General features: G+C 59.1%; 16 protein-coding genes, 1 tRNA gene and 1 pseudogene. 17 read left to right on the top strand and 1 reads right to left on the bottom strand.

Annotation, left to right across the window (positions count from 1 at the left end):
- Positions 1-53 precede the first annotated feature (53 nt).
- From ruvA to M2401_RS30560, 12 genes are all read left to right on the top strand, one after another.
- Positions 54-662: a Holliday junction branch migration protein RuvA gene (ruvA, locus tag M2401_RS30615; protein ID WP_259109706.1), complete on the top strand. Its 609-nt coding sequence runs from the start codon at positions 54-56 to the stop codon at positions 660-662.
- The gene (ruvB, locus tag M2401_RS30610; RefSeq protein WP_259109703.1) at positions 663-1,721 is read left to right on the top strand and encodes a Holliday junction branch migration DNA helicase RuvB; all 1,059 of its coding nucleotides are present in this window, start codon (positions 663-665) and stop codon (positions 1,719-1,721) included. It begins immediately after the preceding gene.
- Between the two features lie 137 nt (positions 1,722-1,858).
- Complete coding sequence (gene ybgC, locus M2401_RS30605; protein ID WP_259109700.1) at positions 1,859-2,326, top strand: tol-pal system-associated acyl-CoA thioesterase; 468 nt, start codon at positions 1,859-1,861, stop codon at positions 2,324-2,326.
- The gene (tolQ, locus tag M2401_RS30600) at positions 2,316-3,011 is read left to right on the top strand and encodes a protein TolQ (protein ID WP_259109698.1); all 696 of its coding nucleotides are present in this window, start codon (positions 2,316-2,318) and stop codon (positions 3,009-3,011) included. Before ybgC ends, tolQ begins: the two co-directional genes overlap by 11 nt.
- 23 nt (positions 3,012-3,034) lie before the next feature.
- Positions 3,035-3,490: a protein TolR gene (tolR, locus tag M2401_RS30595; RefSeq protein ID WP_259109948.1), complete on the top strand. Its 456-nt coding sequence runs from the start codon at positions 3,035-3,037 to the stop codon at positions 3,488-3,490.
- Positions 3,490-4,587 (top strand): cell envelope integrity protein TolA, encoded by a 1,098-nt coding sequence (gene tolA, locus M2401_RS30590; RefSeq protein ID WP_259109697.1) that lies wholly within the window; start codon positions 3,490-3,492, stop codon positions 4,585-4,587. Before tolR ends, tolA begins: the two co-directional genes overlap by 1 nt.
- A 47-nt stretch (positions 4,588-4,634) precedes the next feature.
- Positions 4,635-5,885, top strand: coding sequence for a Tol-Pal system beta propeller repeat protein TolB (tolB, locus tag M2401_RS30585; RefSeq protein ID WP_259109947.1), 1,251 nt, complete (start codon positions 4,635-4,637; stop codon positions 5,883-5,885).
- 54 nt (positions 5,886-5,939) lie between these two features.
- Complete coding sequence (pal, locus tag M2401_RS30580; RefSeq protein ID WP_259109695.1) at positions 5,940-6,440, top strand: peptidoglycan-associated lipoprotein Pal; 501 nt, start codon at positions 5,940-5,942, stop codon at positions 6,438-6,440.
- Positions 6,441-6,446: 6 nt separating this feature from the next.
- Positions 6,447-7,265, top strand: coding sequence for a tol-pal system protein YbgF (gene ybgF / locus M2401_RS30575; RefSeq protein ID WP_259109694.1), 819 nt, complete (start codon positions 6,447-6,449; stop codon positions 7,263-7,265).
- A 171-nt stretch (positions 7,266-7,436) separates the two neighbouring features.
- Entirely contained in the window at positions 7,437-8,084 is a 648-nt protein-coding gene (gene queE, locus M2401_RS30570; protein ID WP_259109692.1) for a 7-carboxy-7-deazaguanine synthase QueE, read from the top strand.
- Between the two features lie 16 nt (positions 8,085-8,100).
- Positions 8,101-8,775, top strand: coding sequence for a 7-cyano-7-deazaguanine synthase QueC (queC, locus tag M2401_RS30565; protein WP_259109690.1), 675 nt, complete (start codon positions 8,101-8,103; stop codon positions 8,773-8,775).
- 63 nt (positions 8,776-8,838) lie between these two features.
- Positions 8,839-8,914: transfer RNA gene (locus M2401_RS30560), tRNA-Lys, on the top strand.
- A 214-nt stretch (positions 8,915-9,128) separates the two neighbouring features.
- On the opposite strand, the gene M2401_RS30555 is transcribed toward M2401_RS30560, so the two are convergent.
- Positions 9,129-10,325, bottom strand: coding sequence for an MFS transporter (locus tag M2401_RS30555; protein ID WP_259109688.1), 1,197 nt, complete (start codon positions 10,323-10,325; stop codon positions 9,129-9,131).
- 197 nt (positions 10,326-10,522) lie between these two features.
- On the opposite strand from M2401_RS30555, the pseudogene M2401_RS30550 reads away from it, so the two are divergent.
- The 5 genes and pseudogenes from M2401_RS30550 (at position 10,523) to M2401_RS30530 (ending at position 16,803) form a co-directional block, all read left to right on the top strand.
- Positions 10,523-11,455 (top strand): annotated as a pseudogene (locus M2401_RS30550) (AraC family transcriptional regulator N-terminal domain-containing protein).
- A gap of 88 nt (positions 11,456-11,543) precedes the next feature.
- The gene (locus tag M2401_RS30545; protein ID WP_259109686.1) at positions 11,544-11,999 is read left to right on the top strand and encodes a (2Fe-2S)-binding protein; all 456 of its coding nucleotides are present in this window, start codon (positions 11,544-11,546) and stop codon (positions 11,997-11,999) included.
- Positions 11,999-14,245, top strand: coding sequence for a xanthine dehydrogenase family protein molybdopterin-binding subunit (locus tag M2401_RS30540; RefSeq protein ID WP_259109684.1), 2,247 nt, complete (start codon positions 11,999-12,001; stop codon positions 14,243-14,245). Before M2401_RS30545 ends, M2401_RS30540 begins: the two co-directional genes overlap by 1 nt.
- A 17-nt stretch (positions 14,246-14,262) precedes the next feature.
- The gene (locus tag M2401_RS30535; protein ID WP_259109682.1) at positions 14,263-15,615 is read left to right on the top strand and encodes a cytochrome c; all 1,353 of its coding nucleotides are present in this window, start codon (positions 14,263-14,265) and stop codon (positions 15,613-15,615) included.
- 249 nt (positions 15,616-15,864) lie between these two features.
- Positions 15,865-16,803 (top strand): 2-hydroxyacid dehydrogenase, encoded by a 939-nt coding sequence (locus M2401_RS30530; RefSeq protein WP_259109680.1) that lies wholly within the window; start codon positions 15,865-15,867, stop codon positions 16,801-16,803.
- Positions 16,804-16,932 lie beyond the last annotated feature (129 nt).

The following is a 16,932-nucleotide window of genomic DNA, read 5'->3' as shown; positions in this document are numbered from 1 at the left end:
CACTCTTTAGCGCCGCTCCTGTCAATGAGCGTGCAAATGAAAGGATCTGTTAAGTGATTGGACGCCTGCGCGGATTTCTGGCTGAGAAACAGCCGCCGCATTTGGTACTGGATGTGAATGGCGTCGGCTATGAGCTGGAAGTGCCGATGACGACCCTCTATCGTTTGCCCCATGTGGGCGAGCCGGTGACCCTGCACACCCATCTGGTGGTGCGCGAGGATGCTCATCTGCTTTACGGATTTGCCGAAAAGCGCGAGCGCGAGCTGTTTCGCGAGCTGATCCGCCTCAATGGCGTCGGCCCCAAGCTGGCCCTGGCCTTGATGTCGGGGTTGGAGGTCGATGAACTGGTGCGCTGCGTCCAGGCTCAGGATACTTCCGCCCTGACGCGAATTCCGGGCGTTGGCAAGAAGACTGCCGAGCGTTTGCTGGTCGAGCTCAAGGACCGTTTCAAGGCTTGGGAAACCATGCCAGGGACCTTTACTCTAGTTTCTCCTGGCCCCAATGCGCCTGAACCGGTGGCGTCGGCTGAGTCCGATGCGGTCAGCGCGCTGATCTCCCTGGGCTACAAGCCTCAGGAAGCGAGCAAGGCGGTTTCCGCCATCAAGGAAAAAGATTTGAGCAGTGCTGATTTGATTCGACGTGCCTTGAAGGGAATGGCTTAAGTGATTGACGCTGACCGCCTGATAACCGCCACCGGCGGCCGGGACCGTGACGAACAACTGGACCGTGCGATTCGCCCGCTGAGCCTGGCCGACTATATTGGCCAGCCTACCGTGCGCGAGCAGATGGAGCTGTTCATCCAGGCTGCCCGGGGCCGCAACGAGGCGCTGGACCATACCCTGATCTTCGGTCCGCCGGGGCTGGGCAAGACCACCCTGGCCAATATCATCGCCCAGGAAATGAACGTCTCGATCAAGAGCACCTCGGGCCCGGTACTGGAGCGGCCGGGTGATCTGGCGGCGATCCTGACCAATCTTGAGCCCCATGACGTGCTGTTCATCGACGAAATCCACCGCCTGTCGCCCATCGTTGAGGAGGTCCTGTACCCGGCGATGGAGGACTTCCAGCTCGACATCATGATCGGCGAAGGCCCGGCGGCCCGCTCGATCAAGCTCGACCTGCCGCCGTTTACCCTGGTGGGGGCGACGACCCGCGCGGGCATGCTGACCAACCCATTGCGAGATCGTTTCGGTATTGTTCAGCGTCTGGAGTTCTACAATATCGACGACCTGACCACCATCGTCATGCGCTCCGGCGGCATTCTCGGTCTGCCGATCGAGGTCGAGGGCGCTTTCGAGATCGCCCGCCGCGCCCGGGGCACGCCACGTATCGCCAACCGCTTGTTGCGTCGGGTGCGGGATTTTGCCCAGGTGCGCGGCACTGGTCACATCACTCGGGCAATCGCCGATCAGGCGCTGAACCTGCTGGATGTGGATGAGCACGGTTTTGATCACCAGGACCGGCGCCTGTTGCTGACCATGATCGAGAAGTTCGACGGCGGCCCGGTGGGGGTGGACAGCCTGGCGGCGGCCATCAGCGAAGAGCGTCACACCATTGAAGATGTGCTGGAACCCTATTTGATCCAGCAAGGCTATATCATGCGCACACCGCGCGGTCGGGTCGTGACCCGGCACGCTTACCTGCATTTCGGGTTGAATGTTCCGGCGCGAATGGGCGAAATGCCAGTTTCCTCGAATTTTGTCGAGGAAGCTGACGATTAAAACTGAAAAATCGCTGATTTATTCGGCGTTTGCGTGGTCAGACTGCCTGACGCGCCTGTCTTGCAGGCATAAACCTGCAAAACGATGAAAAACAGTTGCCTGGGCGGATTGGCAACCTGAGGAGTAAGCACTAGAGTATGCGCGCGCAAAACGGGGTTCAGTCGTTCGCACATCGCTGTCGCGTTTATTACGAAGACACCGATGCTGGCGGCATCGTCTACTACGTCAATTATTTGAAATTCATGGAGCGGGCTCGCACCGAGCGACTGCGGGAATTGGGTTTTGCCCAATCCTCGATGGCGCGGGAGGGCCTGTTATTTGTCGTGCACTCCAGCGAGGCGCGTTATCACCAGCCAGCACGGCTGGATGACGAACTGCTGGTGAGTGCCGAAGTGATCGAATTGAACCGTGCCAGCCTGCGATTTCGTCAACAGGTCAGGCGGGCAACGGATGATGTACTGCTCTGCGAAGGGCAGTTTTTGGTGGCGTGTGTGCGCGCCGATAGTTTGAAGCCCCGGGCCATTCCCGAAACCTTGCGTGCGGCCTTTGCCGACCAGGGTGGCGCGGGTACACATTTAGAGCAGGAGATAAAGCGTGGAAGCTAACGTCGTCGACCATACCTCCATGTGGAGTTTGGTCAGCAATGCCAGCGTGGTCGTTCAGTTGGTAATGCTGATTCTGGTGGCTGCCTCAGTCACCTCATGGATCATGATTTTTCAGCGCAGCAGCCTGTTGCGCGCCGGTCGACGTGCCCTGGACAGCTTCGAGGAGCGTTTCTGGTCCGGTATCGATCTGTCCAAGCTGTACCGTCAGGCGGGCAGCAACCCGGATCCTGATTCGGGCGTGGAGCAGATCTTCCGTGCCGGCTTCAAGGAATTCTCGCGTCTGCGCCAGCAGCCGGGTGTTGACCCTGATGCAGTGATGGAAGGTGTGGCCCGTGCCATGCGCGTCGCCATCTCCCGTGAAGAAGAGAAGCTCGAGCAGAGCCTGCCATTCCTCGCCACCGTTGGCTCGACCAGTCCTTATGTCGGCCTGTTCGGTACCGTCTGGGGCATCATGAACTCCTTCCGCGGCCTGGCCACGGCGCAACAGGCCACTCTGGCCACCGTTGCACCGGGTATCGCCGAGGCACTGATCGCAACTGCAATCGGCCTGTTCGCAGCGATTCCTGCGGTCATCGCCTACAACCGCTTTGCCGCTCGTGGCGAAACCCTGATCAGTCGTTACTACACCTTTGCCGACGAGTTCCAGGCCATCCTGCACCGTAAAGTGCATACCAGCGAAGAATGAGCAGGTAATTCCTAATGGCTTTAATCGCTCGCGGTCGTCGCACCAAACGCAAGCCAACTGCGGAAATGAACGTAGTGCCCTACATCGACGTGATGTTGGTACTGCTGGTCATCTTCATGGTCACGGCTCCCATGATCAACCAGGGCGTGAAAGTCGACCTGCCGAAAGTCTCAAGCGAGGCTTTGCCGCAGGACAACAACAATCAGGTCCTGACCATTTCGATCAAGGCTGACAAGACCTACTATTGGAACCTTGGCAGTGAAGTCGATACCGACAAGCAGATGGACAAGGCGATGACCCTGCCACAACTGACCGACGCGGTGACCAAGATCATCGCTGCCGGCCGTGAAGCAGGCAAGCAGACCCAAGTGTTCATTCGTGGCGACAAGTCCGTTGATTACGGCTCAGTGATGGGCACGATGGGCGGACTGCAGAAAGCAGGGGTCGGGAATGTTGGTTTGATTACTGAGGCCCCCTGATGCAGCCAATTCGAGAGCCGTCCGCCTCGGAAAGCTACTTCTGGCCTACAGTCTGGGCAGTGGCCCTGCACATCCTGATTTTCGGCCTGCTCTTCGTCAGTTTTGCCATGACGCCCGAGCTGCCGGAAGCCAAGCCCATCGTTCAGGCCACGTTGTACCAGCTCAAGTCCAAGAGCCAGGCAACCAACCAGACCAACCAGAAGATTGCCGGCGAGGCAAAAAAAGCCGCTGCGCGACAGACTGAAGTCGAGCAGCTGGAACAGAAGAAAATCGAGCAGCAGAAGCAGGAAGCTGTAAAGGCTGCGGAACAAAAGAAAGAAGAGGCTGCTCAAAAAGCCGAAGAACAGAAAGCCGCTGACGACGCCAAGAAGGCCGAGCAGAAGGCGGAAGAGGCGAAGAAGGCCGATGACGCTAAAAAAGCCGATGAAGCCAAGAAAGCCGCTGATGCCGCCAAAAAGGCAGAAGAGAAACAATTGGCTGATATAGCCAAGAAGAAGGCTGAAGACGAGGCGAAGAAAAAAGCCGAGGAAGACGCCAAGAAAGCAGCTGCCGAGGAAGCCAAGCGACAGGCTGCAGAAGACGCGAAAAAAGCGGCAGCCGAAGACGCCAAGAAAAAGGCAACCGAGGACGCCAAGAAGAAAGCGACGGAAGACGCGAAGAAAAAAGCGGCTGCCGATTCGGCCAAGAAGGCGCAGGAAGCGGCGCGCAAGGCCAACGAAGACAAGAAGGCACAGGCTCTGGCTGATCTATTGTCCGACAAACCGCAACGTCAACAGGCCCTGGCGGATGAGCAGGGTGACGAAACGGCGGGTAATTTCGATGACCTGATCCGCTCGCGAGCGGCTGAAGGTTGGGCGCGTCCGCCGTCTGCCCGCAAGGGTATGACAGTGGTCCTGCAAATCGCCATGTTGCCTGATGGCACTGTGACTTCGGTCAGCGTGTCCAAGTCCAGTGGTGACGGTCCGTTCGACAGCTCGGCTGTGGCGGCGGTCAAGAACATTGGGCGTCTGACAGAGATGCAAGGGTTGAAAGCTTCGGATTTCGCACCTTATCGTTCATTCAAGATGACATTCACACCTGAGGATTTAGCCTTGTGATTAACCTTCTTCGAGGACTGCTTGTCGTTCTCTGCTTTGCATCGGGAATGGTCAATGCAGAGGAAAAGAACATCATGGTCACCAGCGGCAGTGACCGAGCCACGCCAATCGCTGTCGTGCCGTTTGGCTGGCAGGGTGGCACCGTGCTGCCGGAAGACATGGCAGCCATCGTCAGTAACGACCTGTACAACTCCGGTTACTACTCGCCGATTCTAAAGCAGAACATGATCGGCCTGCCAACCCAGGCCAGCGAAGTCATTTTCCGTGACTGGAAGGCGCTCGGTGCGCAGTACGTGATGGTGGGCAGCATCGTTCCTGCCGGCGGTCGCCTGCAGGTGAATTACGCCCTGTTCAACGTTGCCACCGAACAGCAGGTTCTGGCCGGCAACGTATCGGGGACCAACGACCAGCTGCGTGACATGGCGCACTATATTGCCGACCAGTCGTTCCAGAAACTGACCGGCATTAAAGGTGCGTTCTCCACTCGCATGCTGTACGTCACGGCTGAGCGCTTCTCCGAAGCCAACACCCGTTACACCCTGCAGCGTTCGGACTACGACGGCGCCCGTGCGGTGACTCTGTTGCAGTCCCGCGAGCCGATCCTGTCGCCGCGCTTTGCGCCGGACGGCAAGCGTATCGCCTACGTATCGTTCGAGCAGAGGCGTCCGCGCATTTTTGTTCAACATATCGATACCGGCCGTCGCGAGCAGATCACCAACTTCGAAGGCCTGAACGGTGCCCCAGCCTGGTCGCCTGATGGCAACAAGCTGGCGTTTGTTCTGTCCAAAGACGGCAACCCGGAAATCTACGTGATGGACCTGGGCTCGCGTGCGATCACCCGCGTCACCAATGATTCGTCGATCGACACCGAACCTTTCTTCGGCAAGGACGGCTCGACTATCTACTTCACCTCCGACCGTGGTGGCAAGCCGCAGGTCTACCGGACTAATATCAATGGCGGTGGTGCCGAACGCGTGACGTTCATCGGCAACTACAATGCCAACCCGAAATTGTCAGCAGATGAAAAGACGCTGGTAATGATCCACCGTCAGGACGGCTTCACTAATTTCAAGGTAGCAGTGCAGGATATGGCACGCGGTAGCGTGAAAATCCTCACAGATAGCAACCTTGATGAGTCGCCTACTGTCGCGCCCAACGGCACCATGGTAATCTACGCCACCCGCCAGCAAGGCCGGGGAGTCTTGATGCTCGTGTCCATTAATGGACGCGTTAGAGTTCCACTTCCTACCGCTCAAGGCGAAGTCAGAGAACCATCCTGGTCCCCTTACCTGAACTGACGCGGCGGCTACAAGATTTTGCTTAACACACTGGGGTTCATTAGGAGTTTCACGATGGAAATGCTGAAGTTTGGTAAATTTGCTGCGCTGGCTCTGGCCATGGCTGTAGCTGTTGGTTGCTCGTCGAAGGGCGGTGACAACGCCGGTCAAGGCGCAGCTGTAGATCCAAACGCTGGTTACAACGCCAACAATGGCGCTGTTGATGGCAGCCTGAGCGAAGAAGCTGCTCTGCGCGCAATCACCACTTTCTACTTCGAATACGACAGTTCGGACCTGAAGCCAGAAGCCATGCGCTCCCTGGACGTTCACGCCAAGGACCTGAAAGCTAACGGCGCTCGCGTTGTTCTGGAAGGTAACACCGACGAACGTGGTACTCGTGAGTACAACATGGCACTGGGCGAGCGTCGTGCGAAAGCCGTTCAACGCTACCTGGTTCTGCAAGGCGTGTCGCCAGCTCAGCTGGAACTGGTTTCCTACGGTGAAGAGCGTCCAGTTGCTACCGGCAACGACGAGCAATCCTGGGCTCAAAACCGTCGCGTCGAACTGCGTAAGTAATTTGACATGCGAACGTGCCGTCGTGCTCTAACCGTTTTGGCCCTCACCCTTCCACTTGTTGCGATGGGTGCGGTTCCTGTGGTCGATGACAATTCTGGCTCTGCTAGTAGCAGTTATCCGCCAGCTGGTTATGGCACGTCCGGCGCCTATGCCGGGGGAGGGGTTACGGCCCCTGCCTCGGCACAGGGTCAGCTGTTCATGCAGCTGCAACAAATGCAGGACGAAATCGCGCGTTTGCGCGGTGTTGTCGAGGTCCAGCAAAACGATATCCAGCGCATGAAGCAAGAAGCACTGGAGCGTTATCAGGAACTCGATCAACGCATCGGCTCAGGCACTGCTCCGGCAGCACCGGCCAATAATTCCCAACCCGCTGGCGGCGATATCAACGCCGGCGGTACACCTGCGGCCCCAGCGGCCCAGGCTCCGGCAGCAAGCGCTGAACCTGCCGATCCGGCCAAGGAAAAGCTCTATTACGATGCTGCCTTCGACCTGATCAAGGCCAAGGATTTCGACAAGGCCAGTCAGGCGTTCAACGCTTTCCTGCGCAAGTACCCAAACAGCCAGTACGCGGGCAACGCCCAATACTGGTTGGGCGAAGTCAACCTGGCCAAGGGCGACCTGCAAGGTGCCGGTCAGGCTTTCGCCAAGGTCAGCCAGTTGTATCCAAAGCATCAGAAAGTGCCTGATTCACTGTACAAGCTGGCCGACGTCGAGCGTCGCCTTGGTCATACCGACAAGGTCAAAGGCATCCTGCAGCAGGTTGTCGCCCAGTATCCTGGCACTTCGGCCGCTCAACTGGCCCAGCGCGATCTGCAACGTCTGTGACGTTCTGACCCCGCGTTCAAGAAAAGCCGCGCCTGTCGCGGCTTTTTTCGTTTAGAATCTCGCACCGAAATTCTGCTGTTAAATACGCTTGTGCGGATTCTGCGATTGCAGGGTGTGCGCAAGTGCTGACGGAGGCGGACGGCCTGTTTAGCTGTTACGCCCGTGGCCCCTATGCAAGACACATTACGTATCACCGAAGTTTTTTACTCGCTTCAGGGTGAAACACGTACAGCCGGCCTGCCCACTGTATTTGTTCGCCTCACCGGCTGCCCGTTGCGCTGCCAGTACTGCGACAGCGCCTACGCTTTCAGCGGCGGCAGCATCATGACCCTGGACTCCATCGTCGAGCAGGTCGCGGGTTATCGTCCCCGTTATGTCTGCGTGACCGGCGGTGAGCCACTGGCCCAGCCCAACGTCATTGCCCTGCTCAAGCGTCTGTGTGACGCGGGCTACGAGGTTTCCCTGGAAACCAGCGGTGCACTGGATATCTCGGCGGTCGACCCCCGTGTCAGCCGCGTGGTCGACTTGAAAACACCGGGCTCCAAGGAAGTCGCGCGCAATCGCTATGAAAATATCGAATTGCTGACGCCTAATGATCAGGTCAAGTTTGTCCTTTGCTCCCGGGAAGACTATGACTGGGCGGTGTCCAAGCTGATTCAGTACGGCCTTGAGCGCCGTGCTGGTGAGGTGCTGTTTTCCCCCAGCCATCACGAGCTCAACGCCCGGGACCTGGCCGACTGGATCGTCGCCGACAACCTGCCAGTACGCCTGCAGATGCAGCTGCATAAACTTCTCTGGAACGATGAGCCGGGGCGCTGAAATGAGTGAGATGAGCATGACCGAAAAAAGAGCCGTTATCCTGTTGTCCGGTGGCCTGGACTCCGCCACCGTCGTCGCCATGGCCCGCGCCGAAGGCTATGCCTGCTACACCATGAGCTTCGATTACGGCCAGCGCCACCGCGCCGAACTCGACGCCGCTGCTCGCGTTGCCCGGGACCTGGGCGCAGTCGAGCACAAGGTGATCGGCCTAGACCTCAATGGCATTGGCGGCTCGGCCCTGACCGACAGCTCCATCGCCGTACCGGAAACGCCCACCGAAGGCATCCCGGTCACCTACGTACCGGCGCGCAACACGGTATTCCTGTCCCTGGCCCTGGGCTGGGCAGAAGTGCTGGGCGCACGGGATATCTTTATCGGCGTCAACGCCGTGGACTATTCGGGTTACCCCGATTGCCGCCCCGAGTTCGTCGAGTCGTTCGAGCGCATGGCTAACCTGGCGACCAAGGCCGGTGTAGAGGGCAACGGCTTCACCATCCGCGCGCCCCTGCAGAACCTCAGCAAGGCCGATATCGTCAAGGCGGGCACGAAGCTGGGCGTGGATTATAGCCTGACCGTTTCCTGCTACCAGGCCGATGATCAGGGCCGAGCCTGCGGCAAATGCGACAGCTGCCGCCTGCGCGCCGAAGGCTTCGCCAGCGCCGGTTTTGCCGACCCTACGAAATATTTTTAAAATAATTCGAATTTGGTGTTGAATTACTCATAGAAATCAGTAATATACGCGCCACGCAACAGAGGGTCGTTAGCTCAGTTGGTAGAGCAGTTGGCTTTTAACCAATTGGTCGTAGGTTCGAATCCCACACGACCCACCATTTTGAAAATCCGGAAGGTCCACGAAAGTGCGAATTTCCGGATTTTTTTTGCGTTCAAAAAATGGTCCGAGAAACACCCATCAAAATCTACAGCGAACCGACTGGCAGCCGTTTGCCGCGAAACATAGCGCCGGGTCGGAATGATTTCAAATGTCGTGGATCCCTGGCTTATACCCCTATGGTCTCAGGGGTATAGCGCGCTGTTCGTCCCCCCTCACACTGTTGCGTCAGGCTCGGGCAGATGAACCTCGGTGGCACTGCGGCCCGCCAGCCAGGCCAGTACAGATGCGGCGATCAGCACGGTCGCGCTTAGCTCGAATGTCGCTTGATAGCCGCTTATATCAAATGCCATGCCGCCGACGATTGCCCCTGCGGCGATAGCCAGTTGGACAATCGCCACAAGCAAGCCTCCACCGGTCTCGGCGTCATCAGGGAGCGTTTGCGCCAGCCATGTCCACCATCCTACCGGGGCTGCAGTAGCCACCAGGCCCCATAGTCCGAGCAGCGCGGCGGTGATCAATGGCGATGCGCCAAAGCTCACCAAAGCCAACGCTATCGCAGCCATTATCAAAGGTATGACCGTCAATGTGCGGTAGAGGCCATTTCCAATAAATCTTTCAATCACAAAGGTCCCGATAAAACCTGCAAGCCCCAGACCCAGCAGCATGAAGGACAAGGTAGAAACGCTGACGCCGGTAACGCCCTCAAGAAATGGACGCAGGTAAGTGAACAGCATGAACTGCCCCATGAAAAATACGCTGACGGCGATCATCCCCAATGCGACGGGCAACTGTTTCATCAGTCGCAGGGCGCCGCCGCTACCAGTGTTACGCTCGTCTTTGAAAGACGGAAGACTGATCAACAGCCACACGGCCGCAAGCGCTGCGACAGGAACAACACAGAAGAATGCTCCGCGCCAACCGATTAACGACCCAAGGAAGCTGCCCGCCGGGGCCGCGATTACCGTAGCGAGAGCGTTACCACCATTGACGATGGCCAGCGCCCGGGAAACTCGATCAGGCGAAACCAGGCGCATCGCGGTCGCCGCTGACAGTGACCAGAAACCACCGATAGCGATGCCGATCAAGGCACGCCCAAGCATGAATGAGGGGTAGCCTGGCGCAAGCGCGACGACCGTACCTGACACGATCATCAGCAAGGTCAGACACAGCAGCAGCTTCTTGCGTTCGACGCGAGCGGCGATCGTTGCAATGACCAGGCTGGTGACTAATGCGAATGCGCCAGATACGGAAATACCCTGGCCTGCCTGGCCTTCGGTGATGTGCAACTCTGCCGCAATGGGGGTTAGCAGGCTGACAGGCATGAATTCTGAAGCGACCAGGGCGAATGCGGCCAACGACATGGCCAGCACGGCGCTCCAGCCGCTTTTTTCTGTCGAGCTAGAGTTCATTGGAACGACCTTTATTGAGAGAGGCGTGTTGGCTTTGCGAGCTGGCAAAGCGATGAATCGCCATATTCTCCCGGCCGATACGCCTCTGCCCTAGTGCATTACGCTTGAATGCTTGCCTAATCCTGCCGGGATGCAGGGGGGCGGATAGGCAATGCTTTTTCAGCGGATTACAGTGAAGTCAACAGGAGTGACCCAGCATGCCCCCAATCCCCCTGCGCTATGACTCACCCTTGGCTTCGAATATTGACCCGCGTGTGAATGTACCGGGTGACTTCGACACCCCTATACCTGGCCTGTCGCTATTTCGTCGCGATCAGCCGCAGCCGCCTGTCGTATGCATGATTGAGCCGAGCCTGATTCTGGTCGGCCGTGGTGAAAAGCGCTTGTGGGTCGGTGGTGAGAGTTACAGCTACGACCGTTCGCGGTTTCTGGTGACATCATTGGATCTGCCCGCCAACTCTGAAGTGACCTTCGCCAGTCCCGAGCAGCCCTGCGTCGGGCTGGTGCTGAAACTGAATGTCAGCATGCTCGCCGAGACAATCACCAAGGATGACGTGCCCGCGATGGAGCATAGCCCTGTGGGTACCGGCGCTGGCATTGGCAACCTGTCGTCCGGGCTGGAAAATGCGCTCGATCGCTTGCTGGCCTTGCTTGATGAGCCTGAGGCGATCCCGATACTGGCGCCGCTGATTCTGCGGGAAATCCACTATCGGCTGCTCAATACCGATCAAGGCACACGGCTGCGGCAGATCACTGCCGTTGACGGCCAGGGTTACCGCATCGCGAAAGCCATCGACTGGCTCAAGATCAATTACACCGCTGCGCTGCGCATTGATGAGTTGGCGGCGCGGGTACAGATGAGCGCACCCACGTTTTACCATCATTTTCGCCAACTCACGGGCATGAGCCCATTGCGCTATCAGAAGTAGCTGCGCCTGAACGAGGCTCGTCGGCTGATGTTGATGGAGCGCCTGGATGTCTCACGGGCAGCGTTTGCCGTCGGGTACGAGAGTCACTCGCAGTTCAGTCGCGAATATGGCCGACTGTTCGGCACCGCGCCCACGCGTGACATGGCATTGCTGCGTGGACAGCCATTGGAGCCCGTAACGCTCGGCAACGCCATAAGTTAAGGGTAAGACAACGCTTTACGTTGATGCGTCTCGCCGCGTGTCACGGTTTATAACAATAGACGTCCACCGATGATCAGGCAGGTGAGCCATGGAACTACGAATCAACCAGAAGACCTACCAGGTCGATGCCGAAGCCGATACGCCCTTGCTGTGGGTGATCCGCGATGATCTGGGTATGACCGGTACCAAGTACGGCTGTGGACTGGCGCAATGTGGCGCCTGCTCCGTGCTGGTGGACGGCAATGTGGTGCGCTCGTGCGTCACGCCGGTGGCCGGTGTGGTCGGCCGGGAGGTCACGACCATCGAAGCCATCGAAGCCGATGAGGTGGGCAAGCGGGTCGTTGCGACCTGGGTCGATCTTCAGGTGGCCCAATGCGGTTACTGCCAGTCCGGGCAGGTCATGGCCGCCACAGCGCTGCTCAAGCACAACCCCAAACCGAGTGACGCGCAGATTGCGGCGGCGATGGTCAACCTGTGCCGCTGCGGCACCTACAACGCCATTCATGCCGCCGTACATGAACTGGCTGGCAAGGGGGACGTGTGATGCGCGTACGTACCGATCCTGAGTTGCAGTCCGCAATGCTTGCTTTGACTGACCCGATCAATCTGTCCCGTCGGCGTTTTCTGACCGGTACCGCTGTGGGCGCATTGGTGCTCGGCTTCGGCCTGCCGCTCGGTTCGACCCGCGTGCAGGCGGCGGCTGCGACTGCCGAGCGTGGCACACAGGTCCCGGCGTTTCTGGAAATCCGCCCGGACAACCGCGTGCGGCTGCTGTGCCCCTTTATGGAAGGCGGGCAGGGCACGTTCACGGCGATGGCGCAGATCATCGGTGAAGAACTGGACGCCGATCCAGCGACCTTTCTGGTCGAAGCCGCCCCGCCCGGCGAGGCCTATGTGGTCATGGAGAATGGCATGCGCATTACCGGCGGCAGCATGTCGGTGCGCATGAGCTACCCGGTCATGCGCCGCCTTGGCGCCCTTGCCCGCGCCATGCTGTTGGAGGCGGGGGCGCAGCAGCTTGGGGTGCCGCTGAGCGAATTGACCACCGAACCTGGCAAGGTGCTGCATGCCGCGTCGGGTCGCTCCCTTGCCTACGGAGAATTGGCCGGTCGTGCGATGAATCTGCCGGTGCCCGATCCTGCCAGCGTGCAACTGCGGGATCCGAGCCAGTTCCGCTGGATCGGCAAACCGGTGAAACGCCTAGATGCCTACGACAAGTCCACCGGCAAGGCGCTGTACAGCATTGACCTCAAGGTGGACGACATGCTCCACGCTGCCGTTCAGCATGCACCGCGCCTGGGTATGACTGTGGTGAGTCTGCGCAACGAAGACCAGGTGAAGGCCATGAAAGGTGTGCACTCCGTTCACCGTCTGCCCGGTGCCGTGGCCGTGGTCGCCGAGCGTTGGTGGTACGCAAAACGTGCTGTGGAGGCGATTCAGGTCGACTGGCAGGAACCAACCGCCGACAGCAAAGTGCGGCCGATGCCGGCGGATTTTTCCAGCGATGCGTACTTCAAGCGCCTGGCTGCCGAAAAAGGCCCCGCCCGCGACGATGAAAATGAGGGCGACGTTGCCGCGAGCCTGGCCAATGCCAAGACCCGTGTCGACGCTACTTACCACAATCAGTACCTCAATCACGGTCAGTTGGAACCGCCTTCGGCGCTGGCGCGCTTTAACCCGAACGGCTCGCTTGAGGTCTGGTTGCCCAACCAGGCCCCTGACATGTTCCGCGCCGATATCGCGAAGCGCACTGGCCTTGATCCATCGCAAATCACCCTGCATTCGCCACTATTGGGTGGGTTCTTCGGGCGGCATTTTCTCTACGACTCTGCCAATCCCTACCCGCAGGCCATCGCCCTGGCCAAGGCGGTCGGGCGTCCGGTGAAACTGATCTGGAGTCGCGAGGAAGAGTTCCTGCGAGATGTGCTGCGTCCGGTGGCAGCCGTCAATTTCCGCGCCGCGCTGGATAACGACGGCTGGCCGCTGGCAATTGAGGCGATCAGTGCCACGGAAGGTCCTACCGAGGCCCTCGCGGGCAAACAGGGTGAAAAACTCGACCCGACGGCATTGGAAGGATTGGCAGGCAAGTCCTACGCCATCCCGAACAAGCGGATCGCCCAGATCTACGTCAAAGGCCCGGCTATGTTGGGTTATTGGCGTTCGGTGGGCAATTCTCTCAATGACTTTTTCTATGAGTCGTTCCTTGATGAGTTGGCCGACAAGGGCGGCAAGGACCCGTTCGAACTGCGCCTGCATCTGCTTCGTGACAACAAACGCTTGACCACGCTGTTACAGGCTGTGGGTGATCTGTCGGGCGGCTGGAAGCGTGGCCCGTTTACCGCAGAGGACGGCACAAAACGTGCGCGGGGCGTCGCGATGGCCTCGCCTTTTGGTACGCAGACTGCCGTGATCGCTGAGGTGTCCATCGAGAGCGGGCAGGTCAAGGTGCACGACATTTGGCAGGCCATTGACCCCGGCAGCATCGTCAACCCGGCAATCGTTGAAGCGCAGGTCAATGGCGCCGTAGCGCTGGGGCTGTCTCAGACGCTGGTGGAGGAGTCGGTGTGGGTCGACGGAAAACCCCGGGCCCGCAACTACGACTTGTACCCGATTCTGCCACCTGCGCGAATGGCACGGGTGCATGTACGGGTCGTCGAAAGCGGTGAAAAAATGGGCGGCATCGGCGAACCGCCACTGCCCGCTGTCGCGCCTGCTGTCGCCAATGCGGTGGCAATACTGACTGGCCAGCGAGTGCGCAGCCTGCCCATGAGCCGACACACGTTCACCTGATCAGCACTGGAGCGTCCATGAATAACAGCCGATTCGCTAGAGCCGCTGGCTGGCTGGCCGTGCCGTGCCTGATCGCGGCGGGCCTGCTGGCCTGGTATGTCACCCGCGAGCCTGTCTCGCGCCTTGAAGACAATCAGGTCGCCAAAGCCGATATTGACCCGGCGCTGGTCGCCCGTGGCGAATATGTCGCCAGACTCAGCGACTGTGTGGCCTGCCATAGCGTGCCAGGCGGCGCGCCATTTGCTGGCGGCCTGGAAATGGCTACACCGCTGGGGGCGATCCATGCCACCAACATCACACCCGATCCGGAAACCGGCATTGGCCACTACAGCCTGACGGACTTCGATCGCGCCGTGCGTCATGGTGTGGCACCCGGCAGCCGCCGGTTGTATCCCGCCATGCCGTATCCCTCGTACGCCAAACTCAGTGATGACGATGTGCGTGCGTTGTATGCCTTCTTCATGAAAGGCGTGGCGCCGGTCAAACAGGCGAACATCCAGAGTGCGATTCCCTGGCCGCTCAACCTGCGCTGGCCGATTGCACTGTGGAACGGGGTGTTTGTCGGCGACGAGCCTTATGTGGCCAAAACGTCTCAGGATCAAGTGTGGAACCGCGGCGCTTATCTTGTTCAGGGCGCCGGGCACTGCGGCAGTTGTCATACGCCGCGAGGCCTTGCCTTCAACGAGAAGGCACTCGATGAATCCGCGACGCCGTTCCTCGCAGGCGCTTTGCTCGATGGCTGGTTCGCGCCGAGCCTGCGTGATGACCACAACACAGGGCTGGGCCGATGGAGCGAACCGGAGATCGTGCAGTTCCTCAAGGCCGGTCGCAACAGGCATGCGGTGGTCTATGGTTCGATGACCGAGGCGTTCAACAACTCCACGCAGTTCATGACCGACGATGATCTGACGGCCATCGCCCGCTATCTGAAATCATTACCTGGGGATCGTCGGCGCGACGGGGAGCCTTGGCAGTATCAAGCGGTGTCGGCAGCGACACGTCTGGACACACCTGGTGCTCACACTTACGTGACCCGCTGTGCTTCGTGCCACGGCCTGGACGGCAAGGGGCAATCCGAATGGATGCCGCCACTCGCGGGTGCTACCTCTACACTGGCGAAAGAGAGCGCCTCGGCGATCAACATCACCCTCAATGGTTCACAGCGTGTCGTGGCCGCTGGTGTGCCGGACGCCTATCGTATGCCTGCATTGCGTGAACAACTGTCGGATCAACAGATCGCCGAGGTTCTGACATTCGTGCGCGGCACATGGGGCAATCAGGGAAGTGCCGTTGAACCGCAGGCGGTGAGCAAGCTGCGTGAAAACACGGATCCGGCCAGCAGTAGCCCGATCATCCTGCACATGCGCTAGTGTCCAGTCTCGCAAGTAAGCTGTTCAGGTCAGAAGGGGCCCTGTAAGGCCGGCCTGTACTGGTTTCGCTTAGGGATATGAACCCAGGAAAACTCATGATTTTTACTGGGCCCGCGCACGCTGCAGGGCCATGGTCCCCATTTTGAAAATCCGCAAGGTCCACGAAAGTGCGAATTTCCGGATTTTTTTTGCGTTCAAAAAAGCTGTGAAAGCTTATGCTTCGGTGTCGTCGCCCACCGAGACTCATTTATGTCCCTGCCGCTTCTGGTCGTTATTGCGCTTGATCCCGAACATCTCGCCCGCCTTGAGGCTGGGGGCTTTGAGCTTCATGTTGCGGTCAACAATCCCAAACTGATCGAGACGGTGGGGCCCGAAGTCCGCGCTGTGCTGACTAACGGCTCAACGGGCCTGAGTGCCGAGCAGATTGCCGGGCTGCCAAAACTGGAAGTCATCTGTGCGCTTGGCGCGGGCTACGAAAATATCGATCTTGCCGCCGCTGCTGCGCGGGGCGTTGTCGTCACCAACGGTCCGGGGGTCAATAATGCCTCGGTGGCGGATCACGCAATGATGCTGATGATGGCGATCGCCCGCGGTGTGGTTCAGGCGGATGCGGCGGTGAGGCGCGGTGAATGGGCGCAATCCCGGCAAATGCGTCCTTCTATCTCCGGCAAGAAACTGGGCATTCTGGGGCTCGGCAGTATTGGCGAGCAGATTGCGCAACGGGCGGGCCTGGGTTTCGGTATGGAGATTGGCTATCACAGCCGTAAGCCCCGTGAGGCGGCGTCGGGGCTCTATTTTCCTTCGCCTGTCGCGCTTGCCCAATGGTCGGATTTCCTTGTCGTGGCTACACCGGGAGGGGCAGCGACGGCAGGCTTGGTCGATGCTGCGGTGCTCGATGCGTTGGGCGTTGAGGGTTTTCTGGTCAATATTGCCCGGGGCAGTGTTGTGAACACAGATGCCCTGATAGATGCCGTGGAGCATGGGCGTATTGCTGGCGCCGCGCTTGATGTTGTTGAGGGTGAGCCAACTGTGCCGAGCAGCCTGTTGAAACAACGCAATGTTATTTTCACCCCTCATATTGCGGGGCGTTCACCTGAAGCGGTGCTTGCAACGGTTCAGCTGGCGCTGGATAACTTGCAGGCGCATTTCGATGGTCGCCCGGTGCTGACCCCGATCAAACAACCATAACTATCCGAGTTAATAGACCCTTTCTGTGGGAGCGAGGCTTGCCCGCGAAAGCGATTTATCATCCACGCAATATGCATTGAATGTACTGGCCTCTTCGCGGGCAAGTCACGCTCCCACAGGACTTTTGTT

Source organism: Pseudomonas sp. JUb42 (assembly GCF_024807945.1).
GTDB lineage: Bacteria > Pseudomonadota > Gammaproteobacteria > Pseudomonadales > Pseudomonadaceae > Aquipseudomonas.
This window is presented reverse-complemented; position numbering and strand designations above follow the sequence as displayed.